General features: G+C 51.5%; 14 protein-coding genes. 10 read left to right on the top strand and 4 right to left on the bottom strand.

Annotated features, from left to right (window positions below; translation table 11 throughout):
- Nucleotides 1-67 precede the first annotated feature (67 nt).
- The 6 genes from AC4G46_RS23450 to AC4G46_RS23425 all read left to right on the top strand — a co-directional run bounded on the left by AC4G46_RS23450 (nucleotide 68) and on the right by AC4G46_RS23425 (nucleotide 9,059).
- Complete coding sequence (locus AC4G46_RS23450) at nucleotides 68-1,048, top strand: zinc-binding dehydrogenase (RefSeq protein WP_491124832.1); 981 nt, start codon at nucleotides 68-70, stop codon at nucleotides 1,046-1,048.
- Between the two features lie 617 nt (nucleotides 1,049-1,665).
- The gene (locus AC4G46_RS23445) at nucleotides 1,666-1,968 is read left to right on the top strand and encodes a hypothetical protein (RefSeq protein WP_491124831.1); all 303 of its coding nucleotides are present in this window, start codon (nucleotides 1,666-1,668) and stop codon (nucleotides 1,966-1,968) included.
- The gene (locus AC4G46_RS23440) at nucleotides 1,968-3,734 is read left to right on the top strand and encodes an ABC transporter ATP-binding protein (RefSeq protein WP_491128961.1); all 1,767 of its coding nucleotides are present in this window, start codon (nucleotides 1,968-1,970) and stop codon (nucleotides 3,732-3,734) included. The genes AC4G46_RS23445 and AC4G46_RS23440 overlap by 1 nt, the downstream gene beginning before the upstream one ends.
- Complete coding sequence (locus AC4G46_RS23435; RefSeq protein WP_491124830.1) at nucleotides 3,703-5,565, top strand: ABC transporter ATP-binding protein; 1,863 nt, start codon at nucleotides 3,703-3,705, stop codon at nucleotides 5,563-5,565. The genes AC4G46_RS23440 and AC4G46_RS23435 overlap by 32 nt, the downstream gene beginning before the upstream one ends.
- Nucleotides 5,566-5,802: 237 nt before the next feature.
- Nucleotides 5,803-7,317 carry a response regulator transcription factor gene (locus tag AC4G46_RS23430; RefSeq protein WP_491124829.1) on the top strand — a complete coding sequence of 505 codons (1,515 nt, stop codon included), beginning with the start codon at nucleotides 5,803-5,805 and terminating at the stop codon, nucleotides 7,315-7,317.
- A complete protein-coding gene (locus AC4G46_RS23425; RefSeq protein ID WP_491124828.1) occupies nucleotides 7,314-9,059 on the top strand; it encodes a sensor histidine kinase in 1,746 nt (581 codons plus the stop codon). The genes AC4G46_RS23430 and AC4G46_RS23425 overlap by 4 nt, the downstream gene beginning before the upstream one ends.
- Before the next feature lie 24 nt (nucleotides 9,060-9,083).
- On the opposite strand, the gene AC4G46_RS23420 is transcribed toward AC4G46_RS23425, so the two are convergent.
- From AC4G46_RS23420 to AC4G46_RS23405, 4 genes are all read right to left on the bottom strand, one after another.
- Nucleotides 9,084-9,848, bottom strand: coding sequence for a formylglycine-generating enzyme family protein (locus AC4G46_RS23420; protein ID WP_491124827.1), 765 nt, complete (start codon nucleotides 9,846-9,848; stop codon nucleotides 9,084-9,086).
- Between the two features lie 114 nt (nucleotides 9,849-9,962).
- Nucleotides 9,963-10,775, bottom strand: coding sequence for an inositol monophosphatase family protein (locus AC4G46_RS23415; RefSeq protein WP_491124826.1), 813 nt, complete (start codon nucleotides 10,773-10,775; stop codon nucleotides 9,963-9,965).
- 77 nt (nucleotides 10,776-10,852) lie between these two features.
- Nucleotides 10,853-11,185: an HIT domain-containing protein gene (locus tag AC4G46_RS23410; protein ID WP_491128960.1), complete on the bottom strand. Its 333-nt coding sequence runs from the start codon at nucleotides 11,183-11,185 to the stop codon at nucleotides 10,853-10,855.
- 245 nt (nucleotides 11,186-11,430) lie between these two features.
- Nucleotides 11,431-12,519: a low temperature requirement protein A gene (locus tag AC4G46_RS23405; protein ID WP_491124825.1), complete on the bottom strand. Its 1,089-nt coding sequence runs from the start codon at nucleotides 12,517-12,519 to the stop codon at nucleotides 11,431-11,433.
- Nucleotides 12,520-12,807: 288 nt separating this feature from the next.
- Here AC4G46_RS23405 and AC4G46_RS23400 point away from each other — a divergent pair, with 288 nt between their 5' ends.
- The 4 genes from AC4G46_RS23400 to AC4G46_RS23385 all read left to right on the top strand — a co-directional run bounded on the left by AC4G46_RS23400 (nucleotide 12,808) and on the right by AC4G46_RS23385 (nucleotide 17,908).
- Nucleotides 12,808-13,785, top strand: coding sequence for an ABC transporter permease (locus AC4G46_RS23400; RefSeq protein ID WP_491124824.1), 978 nt, complete (start codon nucleotides 12,808-12,810; stop codon nucleotides 13,783-13,785).
- A gap of 18 nt (nucleotides 13,786-13,803) precedes the next feature.
- Complete coding sequence (locus tag AC4G46_RS23395) at nucleotides 13,804-14,721, top strand: carbohydrate ABC transporter permease (protein WP_491124823.1); 918 nt, start codon at nucleotides 13,804-13,806, stop codon at nucleotides 14,719-14,721.
- Nucleotides 14,722-14,828: 107 nt separating this feature from the next.
- A complete protein-coding gene (locus tag AC4G46_RS23390) occupies nucleotides 14,829-16,409 on the top strand; it encodes a DUF3502 domain-containing protein (protein ID WP_260510090.1) in 1,581 nt (526 codons plus the stop codon).
- A 59-nt stretch (nucleotides 16,410-16,468) separates the two neighbouring features.
- Entirely contained in the window at nucleotides 16,469-17,908 is a 1,440-nt protein-coding gene (locus AC4G46_RS23385) for a glycosyl hydrolase family 28 protein (protein WP_491124822.1), read from the top strand.
- Nucleotides 17,909-17,939 lie beyond the last annotated feature (31 nt).

The following is a 17,939-nucleotide window of genomic DNA, read 5'->3' as shown; positions in this document are numbered from 1 at the left end:
CAGGATACCGTCCGAGTAATCTGCTACAATAAATGCATTAAAAAATCATCCAGAGGAGGATTTACAGATGAAGGCTCTGTTATTGCAGGAAAAAGGAAAATGGAATGAGATGAAGGTGAGTCCGATTAGCGCACCTGAGCCGGTAGCAGGTGAAGTCCTGGTAGAGGTGCATGCTGCCGGGCTTAACCCGGTTGACTATAAAATTGCCACCGGCGGCAATCCCAAGTGGTCATACCCGCATGTGCTGGGGCTGGATGTCGCCGGAATCATCTCGGCGGTGGGCGAAGGTGTGGAGCAATGGAAGGCTGGCGACCGGGTCTTGTATCACGGGGATCTTGCCCGTACAGGCGGGTTCGCGGAATTTGCCCTGGCTAAGGCCAGCACGCTTTCGCGGATACCGGACACTGTAGATTTCCCGGATGCCGCCGCGCTGCCTACAGCTGGTTACACAGCATACCAGGCGGTGCATGGCAAGCTGCCGCTTACGCAGTTGAAAACACTGCTGATTCACGGCGGCGCGGGAGGCGTCGGCGGATTTGCGGTCCAGCTCGCGAAGCTGGCGGGTAAACGGGTTATCTCTACCGCATCGAGCCACAACCATGAGTATGTAAAAAGCCTGGGAGCGGACCACGTCATCGATTACCGGGAGGCAGATGTAGCCGCCGAGGTGCTCCGCCTTACAGACGGAAGAGGCGTGGATGCGGTAATTGATTCGATCAGCAGACAGAGCGCAACACAGGCGCTGGAGCTGATTGCCTTTTTCGGGCATGTGGTTCATATTGCAGGGGCGCCGGATTATGCGTCGGTGAAGCCGTTCACCAAAGCTTTTTCCGTCCACGAGGTTGCTCTTGGCGCTGCACATCAGTCCGGCGATCCGGAGGCGCTTAGGCAATTGTCTGTAATCGGAGACGAGATGCTCTCGCTGCTGGCTGCAGGGAAAATCTCCTCATTACTGGAGGAAGTCATCCCGCTGGAGCAGGTTCCGGCTGCTTTGGAACGCCTGTCTGAGCGGCATATCCGGGGTAAAATCGTGGCGAAGCTGAAATAGGACAGTAAGTGTCAGTTCATTCAGGTTTCCTCTGAAATTACAGCTATACATGCGGGAAGGCACTACACTTGCTTTTATCTGAATGTGGTTGTGCCTCAATTTGCTTGTATCTAATTGGGTCGTATCTGAATTAAGTGGAAAATCGCCACCTAATCCTATAATAATCACCGCTATCAGGAAACTAGTTGGAAAAAGGTAACCTAAATCCAGCCGAAATACCTCGAAAGCTAACAATCGCCCGATATAAGTGACTTTTTTCCAACTAATAGTCGCATATACCTGAAAATCCAAGAAATAAGTGTCGGAAATCCAACTAAACTGCTTAAACCAGCCCCAGCCCCAGCCCCAGCCCCAGCCCCAGCCCCAGCCCCAGCCCCAGCCCCAGCACCAAAAAGCGTAAAACTGGCGACATTAGCCAGAAGAAGCAGGAGGCTTCCGAAATAAAAGAGTGCCTGAAAGGAAATATCCGGAAGCTTTTGAACTAGATAAGATTCAGCAGCTGCCTTCTCCACCTGTGGAGGGGGTTTTTTTGTCATCCTGATTGACAATTCGCAGTAGAGTGTATACATTTGTATACAATAGTATTCTTGATGAATTGCTAAAGGAGTGACTCAAATATGAAAGAACAATGGGAAAACGGCGGGCATGGTGACCGTAACTGTGAAGGCCGGCATAAAGGCAGGCATCATGACGGAGCCAAGACGTTCCGCCGCGGGCGGGCGCTGGAATTTTTGAATGTGCTTGAGGTGAAAAGAGCAACGCTGAAGCAGCAGGTGGAAGCGCCGGAATATCAGGAGATCAAGCAGGTGCTGCTCGGTGAGCTTAAGGCCATTGAAATGGTAATTGACGAGTATACCCGGCATTTTGAGCTGCGCCGCAGGGAAGCGGATGAGCCTCAGACGCCAGAAGGGGATTCATGATGTGGGAATTAAGACGTTATTTGAAGCCGTATGTAAAATTTTTGATTCTGGCTCCGCTGTTCATGATGATGGAGGTCTTTTTTGACCTGCTTCAGCCTACGCTGGCTGCACATATCGTTGATAACGGCATTGTGAGCCGCAACTTTAGCGTTATTGAGCAGACCGGTTTTCTGATGCTGGGCGTTGCTCTGCTGGGGCTGGTTACCGGCGTATTGTGCAACTTTTTTGCCAGCAGGGCCTCGCAGAATTTTGGCGCCGACATCCGTGAAGCGCTGTTCACGAAGGTGCAGACCTTTTCCTTTGAAAATGTCGATACCTTCAAGTCCGGCTCATTGATGACCCGGATGACCAGTGATGTCGTGCAGGTGCAGAATCTGGTGCAGATGGGCCTGCAGGGCCTTGTCCGTGCGCCCAGCCTGCTGGTCGGCAGTGTGGTCATGGCGCTGATCATCAACCGTCAGCTCGGGCTTATTCTGCTGGGCACGCTGATTGTCCTGATTGCTGTAGTCGCGCTGCTGATCCGGTTTTCGACTCCGATTTTCTCGGCGGTGCAGGGGAAGCTGGACGCCGTAAATACGCGGATTCAGGAAAATCTGGCAGGTATCCGGGTCGTCAAAGCTTTTGTACGCACCGGCTATGAAACAGGGCGGTTCCGCGAGGTCAACGGGGAGTACACCCGGGTCTCGATCCGGGCGGCCCGCTTTATTGCACTGAATTCGCCGATCGTCACGCTGATTATGAACGCCTGCCTTGTAACCGTGCTGCTGTACGGCGGCAACCAGGTATCGTTCGGCTCGGTGAAGGCAGGCGATCTGGTCGCTTTTGTAAACTATGTAGTCCAGGTATTATCCTCCCTGCTGATGGTCAGCAGTCTGCTGATGAACGTATCACAGGCCAAGGTGTCGGCTGACCGGATTCAGGAGGTGCTGGCTGCACAGCCGCATATCCGCGATGCAGAAGCAGAAGGCGCATTGTCTCTGCCAGGCCGCAAGGTCAAGCTGGAGAACGTATCGTTCTCCTATAACGGCTCGTCCGATCCGAAGGATCTGGTGCTGCAGGGGATTAATATTGAAGCTGAACGCGGCGAGACCGTGGCCATAATCGGGGCAACCGGCTCCGGCAAAACCACGCTCGTCCAGCTGATTCCCCGGCTGTATGACGTTACGTCAGGCTCCATTCAGCTGGACGGACAGGACATCCGTGAGCTTCCGCTGCTGGAGCTGCGGCGGCGGATCGGGATGATCCTGCAGGAATCATTCCTGTTCACTGGCACGATCCGCGACAATATCGCCTTCGGCAAGCCTGGTGCAGAGCAGGCCGAGGTGGAAGCGGCGGCGCGAATGGCCCAGGCTCATGATTTTATCAGCAGGCTGCCTGAAGGCTATGATACGAAACTCGGACAGAAGGGTGTCAACCTGTCCGGCGGGCAAAAGCAGCGGCTGTCCATTGCCCGGGCGCTGCTCGTTAAGCCGCCTGTGCTGATCATGGACGACAGCATGAGTGCCCTCGATGCCCGGACGGAGCGGCAGCTGCGGGGTGCGCTGAGGGATATTACTTCAGAGGCGGTGACCTTCCTGATCGCCCAGAAAATATCGTCCGTTACAGAAGCGGACACGATCATCGTACTCGATGACGGGGAGATCGCAGGCAGCGGCTCCCATGAAGAATTAATGCAGAGCTGTAAGGTATATCAGGAGATCTACCGGTCGCAGTTCGGCTCAGAGGAGGTGCCTTATGTCAGCGAACCAGCCATCCAGTCATTCTAATCAGGGCAAAACACCGCAAAAATTCGACCAGATGGGCTTCCGCCAGGGTCCGGGCCATATGCACGGAGGCGTACCCAAGGTAAGATCCAAGGATACCTTCGGCACGCTGCGGCGGATTTGGGGCTACCTGAAGCAGGAGCGCGGGGCGCTCACCTGGGTTATTGTGTGCACCGTATTAATTACTGCTCTTTCGCTCGCGGGGCCTTATCTGATCGGCAAGCTGTTCGATAACTATATCGTGCCCGGCCGGTTTGAAGGAATGTTCCGGATGGGCATGATCCTCCTGGGCGTATATGCCCTGAGCGCGTTCTTCACCTGGGTTCAGCAATATACAGCCTCCAGCCTGTCCCAGAATACGGTCCGCAATATGCGGCAGGATCTGTTTGAGCAGTATCAGCGGCTGCCGGTATCGTTCTTCGACCAGCGCACCCACGGTGAGCTGATGAGCCGCGCCGTCAACGATATTGCCAACGTCTCCAATACGCTGAATCAGACGGTTGTCCAACTGATTGCAAGTGTCCTGATGCTGGCCGGCTGTCTGGTTATGATGCTCAGTCTGAGCGTGTGGATGACGCTGATTACCATACTGACTGTTCCGCTGATTACGTTTATTGTTAAAAAAATCTCCGTCCATACCCGCCGCTACTTCTCGAAGCAGCAGCAGCATCTCGGCGAGGTGAACGGCTTCGTCCAGGAAAATATCTCCGGCCTGAAGGTCATCAAGGTGTTCGGCCGTGAGGAAGAGGCAGTCCGCCAATTCCGGCAGATCAATGAACGGCTGCGGGCCGTCGGAGTGAAGGCGCAGACCCTCTCCGGCTCCATGGGCCCGATGATGAACTCGATGCGCAACCTGACCTTCCTTGTTATCGCGGTGTCGGGCGGTATTTTTGCTTATCATGAGATGATTACAATCGGTATTATTGTCAGCTTCCTTAATTATTCCAACCAGTTCAGCCAGCCGCTCAACCAGCTCGCCAACCAGTACAATCTGTTCCAGTCGGCGGTTGCCGGGGCGGAGCGTGTGTTTGAAGTGCTGGATCTGGAGCCCGAAATGGCCGGGGAGCAGGAAGACACGGCAACCCGGCGGATCAGAGGCGAGGTGGTATTCGACCAGGTAGGCTTCAGTTACAAGCCTGAGGTACCGGTGCTGAAAAACCTGTCCCTGCACGCTGAACCCGGCCAGATGCTGGCACTTGTCGGCCCGACCGGGGCAGGCAAAACCACGATTATCAATCTGCTGACCCGCTTCTATGAAATCCAGTCCGGCCGGATTCTGATTGACGGTGAGAATATCCGTGATCTGGATAAGCAGACTCTCCGGTCACAGATCGGCCTTGTGCTGCAGGATGCCTACGTTTTCTCGGGGACGATCCGGGACAACATCCGGTACGGGCGGATGGAAGCTACGGATCAGGAGGTAGAGGAAGCGGCTAAGCTCGCAAATGCCGATGTGTTCATCCGAAAGCTGCCGAACGGCTACGATACGTATCTGAATGCCGAGGGCGGTAACCTGAGCCAGGGGCAGCGGCAGCTGCTGACCATTGCCCGTGCCGTGCTGTCCAATCCGTCGATTCTGATTCTCGATGAAGCGACCAGCAACGTGGATACGCGCACAGAGCTGCATATCCAGGAGGCGATGCGCAAGCTGATGCAGGGACGGACCAGCTTTGTCATTGCCCACCGGCTGAGCACGATCCGTGAGGCCGACGCCATTCTGGTGATCCAGGACGGACAGATCAGCGAGCGCGGAACCCATGAGGAGCTGATGGACCGCCGGGGCTTTTATTATGAAATGTACCAGAACCAGTTTGTGTCGGGGACGGCAAGCTAGGGACGGCTTTTACAGAGAGTAGCCATACTTCTTCAGGGAGGAGGGCTGCTCTTTTTTATAAAACAAACCTGATCCCAACCGGCCTAGCAAAATAACAAGATTTCTGGTAAATTTGCAGGTCGTTACATAACGGAGCTAATTAATGTGCTTATGCATAAATAAATTGTAGTACACTAGAATTGCTATACAAGCGCTTACATGAATCACTTGAAATCCTCGGTTAAGGAGAACATTCCCATGCGGATGCTAATTGCAGATGATGATGATTATACAAGAGAAGGCCTGATGGATGCGGTGGAATGGAGCCAGTACGGCATTGAACAGATTATCGAAGCCAGAGACGGGGCACAGGCGCTGCGGCTGGCTGCACAGCATAAGCCGGAAATCGTGCTGACGGATATACGGATGCCGAAGCTGAACGGAATTGCTTTTGCCGAAAAGCTGGGAGAGCAGTGTCCGGACTGCAAGCTGCTGTTCATGAGCGGGTATCTGGATGTGGAATATCTGAAAAGCGCCATCCGGCTGGCCGCAGTCGATTATATAGAGAAGCCGATCAAAATTCCTGACCTGAAGGAGGCCATCGCAAAAACAGTCGAGTCTGTGCAGAAGAGCAGGCGGCTGACCGATGAGCTTAGCATCAAAAAAAACCTGCAGCAGCAAAAGCTGGCACAGCTGCTGATAGAAGGCACAGCCAGCCGCGAGGCGGTCCTGAAGCAAGGTGAGGAGGCCGGATTTCCGGTGAACGCCGGATATGTATGTGTGATTGTGTCTATTAGCGGGCAGTCAGGAGGTGAGCCGGAGCTGCTGGAGGAGCTGCATGCCTTCTGGCACAGGCAGGGGGTGCAGGCCGTCGGTAACGTTACCGGCAAAGGAGAGCTAGTATTCGTACTTCCGCTGAACCGGGTGAAGCCGGAGCGGGTCCATGCGCTGGCGAAGCAGCTGCTTATAAGCCATGACAGCCTCCGCATTGCAACAGGCAGCAGGGTGCCCGATATGTTTGAGGTAAGCCGGAGCTATGTCGATGCCCGTACAGCGATGAACTGCTTTTTCTATGAGCCGGAGGCCCGTTTCAGTCTGTATTCGGAGTCTGCGGTGACGTCAGCCGGGATCAGCCCGCAGCTGTTTGTGGACTTCCATATGCTGATGAGAAGCCAGCCGCGTGAGCTGACCGGATGGATCGAAGCGCTATGTGACAGCTTCGTCTCGGAGGAACGTCCTCCGCGCGAGCAGGTCTATTCGTTATTTTCTTCCATGGGTAAGGCAATGCTGCAGGAGAAAGGGACGCTGCTTGCCGGACTGGACGGGGTCTATGAGATGAAGGACATTGACACCCGGCTATCCGCGTTCAATACGCTAACGGAGCTCAAGGAATATATACTGGCAATCTGCAGCAGCTATTGTGCCGAAAAAGCCAAGGAAGCCGAGTACTCGCATACGGTCATCAGCGTGATGGATTATATAGCTGCCCATGTCAGCAAGGCGGAGCTGGATCTGCCGGAAATCGGCCAGCATATGTTCATGTCCTCCGCCCATCTGAACGTGCTGTTCAAGCAGGAGACGGGGATGACGATTACCCAGTACATCAGGGATTACCGGATTGAGCTGGCCAAGAAGCTGATCATGAATGAGCATTATAAAATGAACGCAATCTCGGAGCTGTGCGGCTTTGCCAGTCCGAGTTATTTTGCCAAGGTATTCAGGCTCTGCACCTCCGTAACGCCGGTTGAATACAGAAAGCTCAAGCTGCGATGAGGATTACTGTCCCGTTCCGCAATCTGTCCATCCGCAAAAAGCTGATGCTGCTGTTCGTCATGGTCGGGATTATCCCGCTGATCATTACCTTTTTTGTGTCCCAGCATGAAATCCGCAAATACGCGCTGGACCGGCAAAGCTATGCCAACAATCAGACGTATGAGCAGACCCTGTCCGTGCTGACCAGCCGGATGTCGCATATTGAAGAGATTTCCTCCATGATTGTGGTCAATAAAAAGATTACGTCCATCTTCTCACTGAAGCCCGAGAGGCTGGAAATCTGGCAGCAGCTCTCGATGTTCGAGGAAATTACCACCTATACACAAATTTTGGAGTCGGACTCGCAGTTCAGCAATATCATGTATTTTATCAACGACGGATTTGTAACCGCCGGCAAAACCTCGCTGTACCGGCCGCTCAGCCAGGTTCAGGGCCAAAAGTGGACCGAGTCCTTTTTGGCTGCGAAGGGGAGGTCTAAATGGCTGATCTTCGAGGACAAATTCAACTTTTTGACTCCGATGAAGTATCTGACGCTGGGCCGGGCATTGTGGAATGAGAATGACTATATGGAATCCGTCGGCTTCGTGATGATCAATATTGACCTGGAGGAGATCACCGGAGCACTGCGGCAGTCGGTACCCGGGCAGCTGGTCTACGTGGAAACAGCAGACGGCGAGCTGGTTGCCAGCAGCGGGAGTGAAGAAGAGCTGGCGAAGATGCGCCTGCCGGGCAAGCTGAACAGCGGGCCCAGCTATTCAGAGATTCATCTGGAGAGCGGCACTTACCTGGCCCGCGGCAACCAGATTGATTCGACCGGCCTGTACCTGATATCGGTGATTCCGTCCAGTGCCGCCATGTCGATTATCCAGAAGATCCGTATCCAGATGCTGGGCATCTACGCCGTGATCGGGCTGCTGATCTTTGTGTTTATTTTTCCGATTACAAGGTCGATTACACAGCGCATCTTCCTGCTGATGAACAAGATGAGCCAGGTGCGGCAGGGCAGGCTGAATACGCTGGACCTGGAGCCGCGTACAGATGAGCTGGGCCATCTGATCTCCAGCTACAATTATATGATCAACAGTGTGCAGGAGCTGATGGAGGAGCAGTTCAGGCTGGGGCAGGAGAAGAAAGGGGCTGAGCTGAAGGCGCTGCAGTCCCAGATCAATCCGCATTTTTTGTATAACACGCTGGATATGGTGAACTGGATGGCCCAGAAGGATGAGGTGGACAATATTCAGCGGGTGATTCACGCCCTGTCGGATTATTACAAGCTGGCGCTGAATAAAGGTAAGGATTTTGTGAGCGTGGGTGACGAGGTCAGGCTGTGCAGCATCTATATGGATATCCAGAAGAACCGCTATAAAGACAGGATCAAACTGGAGATCAGCGTAGAGGACGATGCGCTTAGCTGCATGCTGCCCAAGATTACCCTGCAGCCGCTGGTGGAGAATGCGATTGTGCACGGCATTATGGAGACGGAAGAGCGCAGGGGAACGATCCGCATTACAGGCCGGATTGAGCAGGATCGGCTGCGGATTACCGTTGAAGACGACGGGGCCGGCCTAAGCGAACGGGAGGAGCGGCATTCGGGCTACCAGGGAAGCGGCTACGGGGTTGAGAATATCAGCAAGCGCCTTAGCTTGTTTTTTGGCGGTGAAGCCAGAGAGATAACGTTCATAAGTGCAGCGGGCAAAGGGACCCGTATCATTATAGACGTTCCTGTTATGCGGGTTTTGTGAAAATAGCTGCCCGATGCCATTTTCTCAAACGTTTGTAAGGGCAATTCTAAAGCCAAGATCATCGATCTTGAAATCGGGCATGCTTTTCCTCCTACTCGTTGAACCGCAGTTGTTCTGGGCTTCAGCCCAGCTGCCTCCCCGGAAGACCCTATAGTTCCCATATCGTTCCGGATCATATAAATCCCAACACCATTCCCATACGTTCCCGATCATATCATAAAGCCCCCATGGGTTAGGAAGCAGCTGTCCCACTGGATGAACTGAACCACCGGAGTTTTCTTGAAACCATGCAATTTCATCAATTCGTTCATACCGGTATCCCGCGGTTCCCGCTTTGCAGGCATACTGCCATTCTGCGTCTGATAGTAATCGGAAGCCATTCGCTGTCTTCGTAAATATCGTATTCTCACTCTCATTTGTGATTGTATAACATTCGGTTCTGCCAAGCATTCTGGACAATTGATTACAAAAGGAAATGGAGTCTGTCCACGAAACCTCCGCGATTGGCAGGTTATTCATAATCGGCTCTATTTCTTTTTCATGCATGACAAAATGATACAACTGCTGTGTTACCGGAACCTTCATTACATGGAAAGGTTCGATTGCTGCAGTCCATGTTACAGCCTTTTTATTGCTTCCAGGGTTTGATAGCGTGTAATCAGAACTAAACCATTTATCCGTATTAACATAATCACGTAATTCGATGGTTCCTCCCTGTACAGGTACCATCAATTTCATTAACTCTTTTTCAAAATAAGCTCTGTCACTACCATACTTTTGATTGGTCATGATAACCTCCTCTCAACACGGTTATACAATTTTCACAAGTGGTCTTCCCCAGCCTATGATACGATTCACCGTATTTCAGCTAATGTTGCCTTTTAGTTCAATATCTCGGAAGTTTTATTCGGATTCTATCCGCAATAATGTCAAGAGATCATCGAAGATCCCGGGTGTCGTGAATACGACCTCTTCACCATAGAGTTCATCAGGAATGCCATCAGGCACCGCTTGTACATGGCTACTCATTGCTCCTGCCTCCCGTGCAATCAAGCCTGCAGCGGCTATATCCCACGGTGAAAGACTTTCCGTATGGGCATCTAATTTTCCGGATGCCACATAACAAATGTCTACTGTTGGTGCGGCAAAACGCCTAATGTCACGACAGCTTCTCCGGAGCCGGTTCACTCTTTCAATAGCCGGCTGGACTTTTGCTGGATCATGCGGAAAACCTGTGCCAATGACAGCATCTGATAGTGAAGTGCATCTACGGACTTGTAAACGCTCGCCATTGCAATAAGAGCCTTCTCCTTTAATTCCAACATAAGTACAGTTCAAATCCGGCGCATACACGGCTCCTGCGAGCACTACGCCATCAAGGGCAAAAGCCAATGAAACGCCGTAATGCGGTAGATTCCGGGAAAAATTAACGGTTCCATCTAAGGGATCGATTACCCAAACCGGACCGTCGAACTTGAAATGATCCCTGTTATGTACTCCATCTTCCTCCGAAAGAATCCGATGACCTTGAAATGTCTCCATTATGGCTTCTTGAATGATTCTTTCCGACAGCAAGTCAGCGGATGTCACCAGTTCACCCGCATCCTTATAATTCACTTCAATCTTTTCCTGGCTGCGCAATTCGGAAATCCTGTCACCCGCTTTTGTTACAGTCTGTTCTGCAAACAACGCTAATTCTCGAAGGTCGAACTTCATTTCGTTCCCATTCCTCCCTTAAAGTGCGTAATCATATTAAGGTTCTGCCCGTTAGTTTAGTAATCAGACAAATAAGATTAGCGTAATGCTTCACCGAAGATTATATGAAAATGAAGATGTTTTGAGTCTTGATACTTCCCCAAATTAGTCGACACCCTGCAAGCTCCGTACTCAGACTGCACTTGAGATGCAACCTTTTTAATAACATCCATCAACTCAATCAAGAGCTCATTGTCACTTTGTTCCAGTGTAAGAAGAGATGAGATATGCTTCTTCGGAATTGTAACAATGTGAACGGGATAAAAAGGGTGAGTATGATGATATGCAAGAACGTTATCAGTCTCAAAGACTTTTTGTACATCAGTACGACCACTTAATACCTCATCGCAATAAAAATCCTCAGTCAATATTATCCCTCCAAAATATAGTTATCAAAAATAGGAATTCGTTATATTTTGTCAGTATCCTGCCCGTTACCTGAACAAAGTGTTTATTATGTTATTGATTTGTTTGAGTAAACAACGAATCCGGTTCTTTATTAATAGATGAAAATCTCTCTTTCACATATTCATTTCTTCAAAAATGCCAATAAACAGGCTGTGCCCGTAAGATCCTTCTTTCAGATCTCACGGGCACAGCCTGTTCTCATACGGACTTACGTCGTGATCTTGGCATAGACGGCGAAGAACAGCGCCATTTCGCCCATCATAACTACATTGGGAACGTGGAATACCAGATTAACAATGTAAAAGCCGATCAATATCCCTAGCAGCAGGGACAGATGCGTAAAACCTAGCCGGTGCTGCTTGTGCCTGTAGACATGGAAGACGAGTGTCGTCGAGGCAAAATAGAGTACCGCAGACCCGAAGAACAAATTCAGCATCAGCCCGTAATGCAGCTCATCCAGGAACAGAAGCTGGATCGAGGCGGCAATCATACACAGCGAGAGGAAGATGAACAGATGGCCATAGATAATCGTCTGTCCTGCGGTCTGTACATGCTTATTGACCTTCTTCTCCAGATTGTCGTAATACTGCCACCACATCGCGATAATAAGCACAAAAGTTAATGCTGCAAAGGTCACCGACTGCGGGGTCCAGGAGCTGGAATTCAGTACGGCGAGTATGCTGACCACAGATTCGCCGAGCAGAATCAGCGCGAAGAGCGAGAAGCGCTCCAGCAGATGATGCGTGTTCGTCGGGGTCTTGAGCAGGATCCTTCTGCCGGTCAGCGGAAGGATAATATCAAGGGCAATTCCGGCGTACAGCACGGCATAACGTACCCAGGAATCAAAGAACAGGGAGCAGGCGGAGATAGCCAGTCCGATCCAAAAGCGGGTCCCGAAATAATGGGCCGTGGCCCGCAAATGCTTTTCCTCCTTGGCATGCGCATAATGATATTGCACGGCGGTCATCGCCCGCAGTCCTATGTAGCCGATCAGGAAGGAAAGATAGGTGGAATCGAAATCAACATTCAGGCTGGCTGTCATAATCAGTACAAAAAATAACTGGATAATCAGAAAAACCCGGTGAGTAACACTATCCTGCCCAAAGCGGTTAACAAATAAGGTCTGTCCCACCCAGGCCCACCAGATCGGGATGAAGATCAGTACAAATTTGCCCAGCGTCTCCAGAGATAAGGTCTCGTCCTCTACATGCAGCAGCACGTGGCTGGCTTTAGCCACCGCGGCGACAAACAGCAGATCATAGAACAGCTCAAGCCAGGTTACTTTCTTCTCGGTCATGTGCGTTAGGCCTCCTTAGCCGTCCGGATGATTTCCGGCTTGCCGTTTGTTTTTCCCTATCATAAGGGCTTTCTCTTGGTTCCCGCAAGACTGGATAGGAACAAGCCTATTAATCAGTGTGTTAGACGAGACCAAGAGAGGGGCGGGAAGAATTCTCTGGAGTCACGTCCAAACCGTAAATAACAATGGATTACAACAACATCCTTTTTTGCAAGGAATCTTGGTTATTTGCGATATTTCCCGTGCCGGCACGGCGGTAGAATTAGGGATGAAAGGAGAAGTGATTGCATGAACCAGGTATCACCGGCTGCTTCGAAAGCGCTTAATAAAAAAGCGCTTAAACGAAAAGCTAAGCCATTCGCGGACTTTAGAGCGCACAAAACCTACTATTTTATGCTCATCCCGCTGTTCGCCTATTTTATAGCCTTTAACTACCTGCCGCTTGCCGGGCTGTACAATGCTTTTACCGATTATGATTTCAGCAAAGGACTCCTGAGCCCGTTCGTCGGCCTGCAGAATTTCGAGTTTCTGTTCAAGGGCGGGGCGGACTCGATCATCTGGAAGCTGACGCGCAATACCATTCTCTACAATGTGGCATTCATCATTCTTAGTAATGTATGCCAGATCGGGATGGCTGTGCTGCTTAAGGAAATTGCGTTTAAACGGTTCGTTAAAACCTCGCAGACGCTGATGTTCATGCCTTATTTTGTCTCGATGGTTATTATCGGCTCCATCATCTATAACCTGTTCAATTTTAACTATGGCGTACTCAATAATATGTTCACTTCGCTGGGCATGGAAAAATTCGATTTCTACCGCACCCCCTGGGTCTGGCCGATCATCATTGTTGTCGTTGAGATCTGGAAGAGCCTGGGATATGGAACGGTAATCTATCTGGCTTCCATTATGGGGATCGACGAGAGCATTTATGAGGCCGCTTACGTGGACGGAGCTTCCAAATGGCAGCGCATCCGTTATGTCACTCTTCCGCTGCTCAAGCCGACCGTCATTATTCTGCTGCTGTTCGCGGTTGGCGGAATCCTGAAGGGACAATTCGACCTCTTCTGGAACATCGTCGGCAATAACGGGCTGCTGCTGAACGCAACGGACATCATCGATACTTATGTGTACCGTTCATTGACCGTTAACTTCAGCATCAATCTGGGAACGGCTGCGGGCTTGTATCAATCCGTATTCGGCCTGCTGCTGATCCTGACCGTGAATGCGGTTGTCCGAAAGGTAGACCGGGAAAATTCTTTATTCTAGAAAGGGCTGTGATTGCACGTGAGTTCTGTGGCTGTTGATAAGCACGGCAGTAAAATCCGCAAGGACGCCGGAACAAGAATATTTGATGTTTTCGCTGTGGTGACGGTTTCCATCGGCGCCTTGCTCTGCGTGATTCCGTTCATTATTATGCTCTCCGGCTCCTTCAGCACAGAGTCGGAGGTGGTGCGGAGCGGATATTCGATTATACCCAAGGGCTTCACGTTGGAGGCCTACCGGGTTGTCTTCACTTCGCTGGGCAACACGATCGGCAGAGCCTATATGGTTACGATCTATGTTACGGCGGTTGGGACCCTTCTCGGCCTGCTGTGTACCTCAATGGGAGGATATGTGCTCTCCCGCCCGGATTTTAAGCACAGGGATAAGGTATCGTTCTTCGTCTACTTCACGACACTGTTCAGCGGCGGGCTGATTCCAACCTATCTCGTTGTAGCCAACGTGCTGCATCTGAATCACTCGCTCTGGTCTGTTATTCTCGGCGGTCTGATGTCCGCGTTCAACGTATTCCTGTTCCGGAACTTTATCAAGGGCATTCCCGATGCGCTGATGGAATCAGCAAGAATTGACGGAGCCGGGGATTTCCGGATCTACTGGCAGATTATCATTCCGCTCACCAAGCCGGCGATGGCAACCATCGGTCTGTTCACCGCACTGGGCTACTGGAATAACTGGTTTACCTACAGCCTCTATCTGATCACGGATAAGGATAAATGGGGGCTGCAGTACCTGCTCTACCGGATGCTGTCCAGAGTAACGGATGCGGTCAAGGGCTCAGATGTCCTGATTGTCCAGCAGCTGCCCAGTGAAACGATGAAGCTGGCTACGGCAATGCTGGTTACCGGCCCGGTTCTGCTGTTCTATCCGTTTGTGCAGCGCTATTTTGTCAGCGGCCTGGTAGTCGGAAGTGTGAAAGGGTAAGAAGCGGCAGTCCAAAGCGGCTGTCTGGTCCGGTTTGAAGCGGAGAAGATGTATTTACTGTTTTCTCCGCTAAACATATACTTGTTCTAATAATGGAGGGGTTAAGCTTGAAAAGAAAGCAAATCACAAAGACAATGTTCATCACATCCATGGCCTTATTGCTGGGCCTGTCTACAGCCTGCTCAAATTCGAATTCGGGCAGCGGCAACAGCGGAAATGAGCCTGCCAAGACCGGCAACTCGGCAGCAACGGACGCACCGAAAGAAATCGTTGAATTGAAAGCGATTACGATGGGGAACGAGCCGAAAAGCGGGCTGGATAACTTTTATAAAGAGCTGGATGCTTTGACTGAAAAGGATCTCGGTATCCGCGTCCGGTTCGATTATATTCCGTGGGGTGATGAGAAAAACCAGATCAGCCGGGCTATCGCCGCGAAGGAATATGATCTTTATGTCGGCGGTGCCTGGTCCGATTTTGCCAACTTTGCCACCAAGAACGCTTTCGCCGACCTGACGCCGCTGCTGGAAGAAACGCCTGCTCTGGTAGAGCACTATAAAGGCTCGCTCGACCGCGTAAAAATCGACGGCAAGGTATTCGGCATTCCGCAATACAACAAGCCGGGCGGCGGCGGGGAAGGTATGCTGTACCGTGAGGACCTGCGCCAGAAGTGGGGTCTTCCGGAGATCAACAGCCTGGACACAGCCGAGCAGTATCTCTACAAAGCCAAAGACGAATATCCGTCTACCCCGATGCTGAACGACAAGCGGTTTGGCACTAATATTTACTCCCAGCTGATTGCCAGTAAATACTATACGGTTGCTGCCGATTATGCTGTAGCTTCCTTTGATGATCCTTACAAAATCATCAGCATCTACGATACGCCTGAGTATAAAGAGGCCGTAGCCAAGGCCAAGCAATGGTATGATGACGGCATCGTCGATCATGACGTGCTTGCTGCACAGGGCAATGCGACTGCCGAAACGCTGGAGCTGATGAAGGTGGACCAGAAGCCGCTTGAATTCAATAACCACCTTGGTGCAATCAGCAACAACTATATCAATCAGCTAAAAGAGGCGCTGCCGGATTCAACCTATGGCTGGTATGACTTCTTTATGGATAACAATGCCCCGGCCTTCCTGCCTAAAATGTCGCCAAGCACGATTACCATGATTTCTGTAGGCGCAAATACTCAACATGCCCTGGAAGCTCTCAAATTTATTGAAAAAGGCCATACCGACCAGACCTACTACAATTTACTGGCTTATGGTGTAGAAGGCGAGAATTACAAGGTTGATTCTGATGGATATATTCTGTATGAGGGTATTCCAACCGATAATATCAAGCCTGCCTGGACAGGGCTGTATGACGGTTATCAGGCGCTTCAGGTCAATTATCCGGGAGAGTGGAAGGCTATCTTCGATAAAATCCAGGCAGAAGGTGCTAAGCGTGCAGAAGCCGGCGGTACCGACCCTTATGAAGGCTTCAGCTTCGATACCAGCTCGCTGGCTACCGAGCTGTCCAATCTGGAGACGGTCAAAACCCAATATATCCAGCCGCTCAGCGTAGGAATGACCAATGACATCGACGGCGATCTGGCAAAGGTACAAAAGCAGCTGAAGGATGCCGGCTTCGATACTTATCTGGCTGAACTGCAGAAGCAAGTGGATGCCTACAAAGCAGGAAAATAAAGATAAGAGCCGCCTAGAGTATGTTTTATTTTCTCAGGCGGCTTTTCTACGGAGGACCTATGGATAAACTTATGGTTTACACAGCCCCGCCGGGCGTACCCGGCAAGGAGGATTTTGCAGTATATGTGCGCCTTCCCGGAGAAGCCTGGCAGCAGCTGTTTGTGTATGAGGTAAAGGTGGATATGCACAATGTGCGTAGTGCATCTATGGCCTATTTTGATATGAGCGGGAAAGTGGAGGTAAGGGTAGAAAGCCTGGGGCAGCCAATTAATGAAGCCGTAATCCGTCCGCTCTCAGCGGGCCTCCCGTTCGAGCATACCGGCCGGGAAATAACCTTTATGCTGGACCGTCCGCAGAAGCTGTCTATTGAAATCAACGGGGAACGGTTCCATAATCTGCACCTGTTCGCGAACCCCTGTGAGAGTGATGCACCGGACCCGCAGCAGGAGAACGTTCTCCTGCTGCAGCCGGCCATCCACCGGACAGAGGATATCTGCCGTCTGCTGGCAGAAGCTGAGGGAACAGACGGGCGGGTGCGGGATACGCTTTATTTTGCACCGGGCATGCATTATATCGAGGAGACACTGCTAAGGATTCCATCCGGGATAACCGTCTATATTGCCGGCGGTGCCGTTGTGGCAGGTTCAATCGTTTGCGATCACGTGCACGATGTGTCCATACGCGGCAGAGGGATTATCCGCCTGTCTGATTTTCACCGCTTCTCGGCCTTCCGCGGCATCCGGATTATGTTCTCGGAGCATATTTCTGTTGAAGGGATTATTACGCTGGACCCGCCTCATTACAGCATATATCTGGGCAAATCGCGGCAGGTGTCCATCCGGAATTTTAAATCATTCAGCACCCGGGGCTGGTCGGACGGCATTGATATGATGGCCTGCACGGATATTGAGATTGATGATGTTTTTCTGCGTACCTCGGATGACTGCATCGCGGTCTACGGCTCACGCTGGGATTATTACGGGAACAGCAGCGGCATCCGGGTGCGTAATTCCATCCTCTGGGCGGATGTGGCCCATCCGCTGATGATCGGTACCCACGGTGACCATCACGGGGACGGGGACATTATTGAAGATATCGTGTTCGAGAATATCGATATTCTGGAGCATCACGAGCCGCAGGTGAATTATATGGGAGCCATGGCCATCAATGCCGGTGATATGAATACCGTGCGCAATGTGACTTACCGGAACATCCGGGTCGAGCCCTTCGAGCTTGGCCGTCTGATTGACCTGAGAGTGGTATGGAACAAGGACTATAATCCCGTCCCCGGACGCCGGATTGAGCATATCCGCTTTGAGGATGTTTCATATAACGGAAGTAATGAGCGCCCAATCCAGATTTTCGGCTATGATGACGAACGGACCGTCGAAGATGTGACCTTCAAGCGCCTCAAGGTAAAGGGGCAGGCGGTTCTGCAGCCGGAGCAGGGAGTGCTTGAGGTGAATGCGTATGCGCGGGGGATTTCGTTTGAGGAGTGACACGGAAGCTGTGGTTTACCGGCGGCTTCTC

Source organism: Paenibacillus sp. fava2 (genome assembly GCF_058313675.1).
Note: the sequence above shows the minus strand (reverse complement) of the source record. Positions and strands in the feature narration are given on the sequence as shown.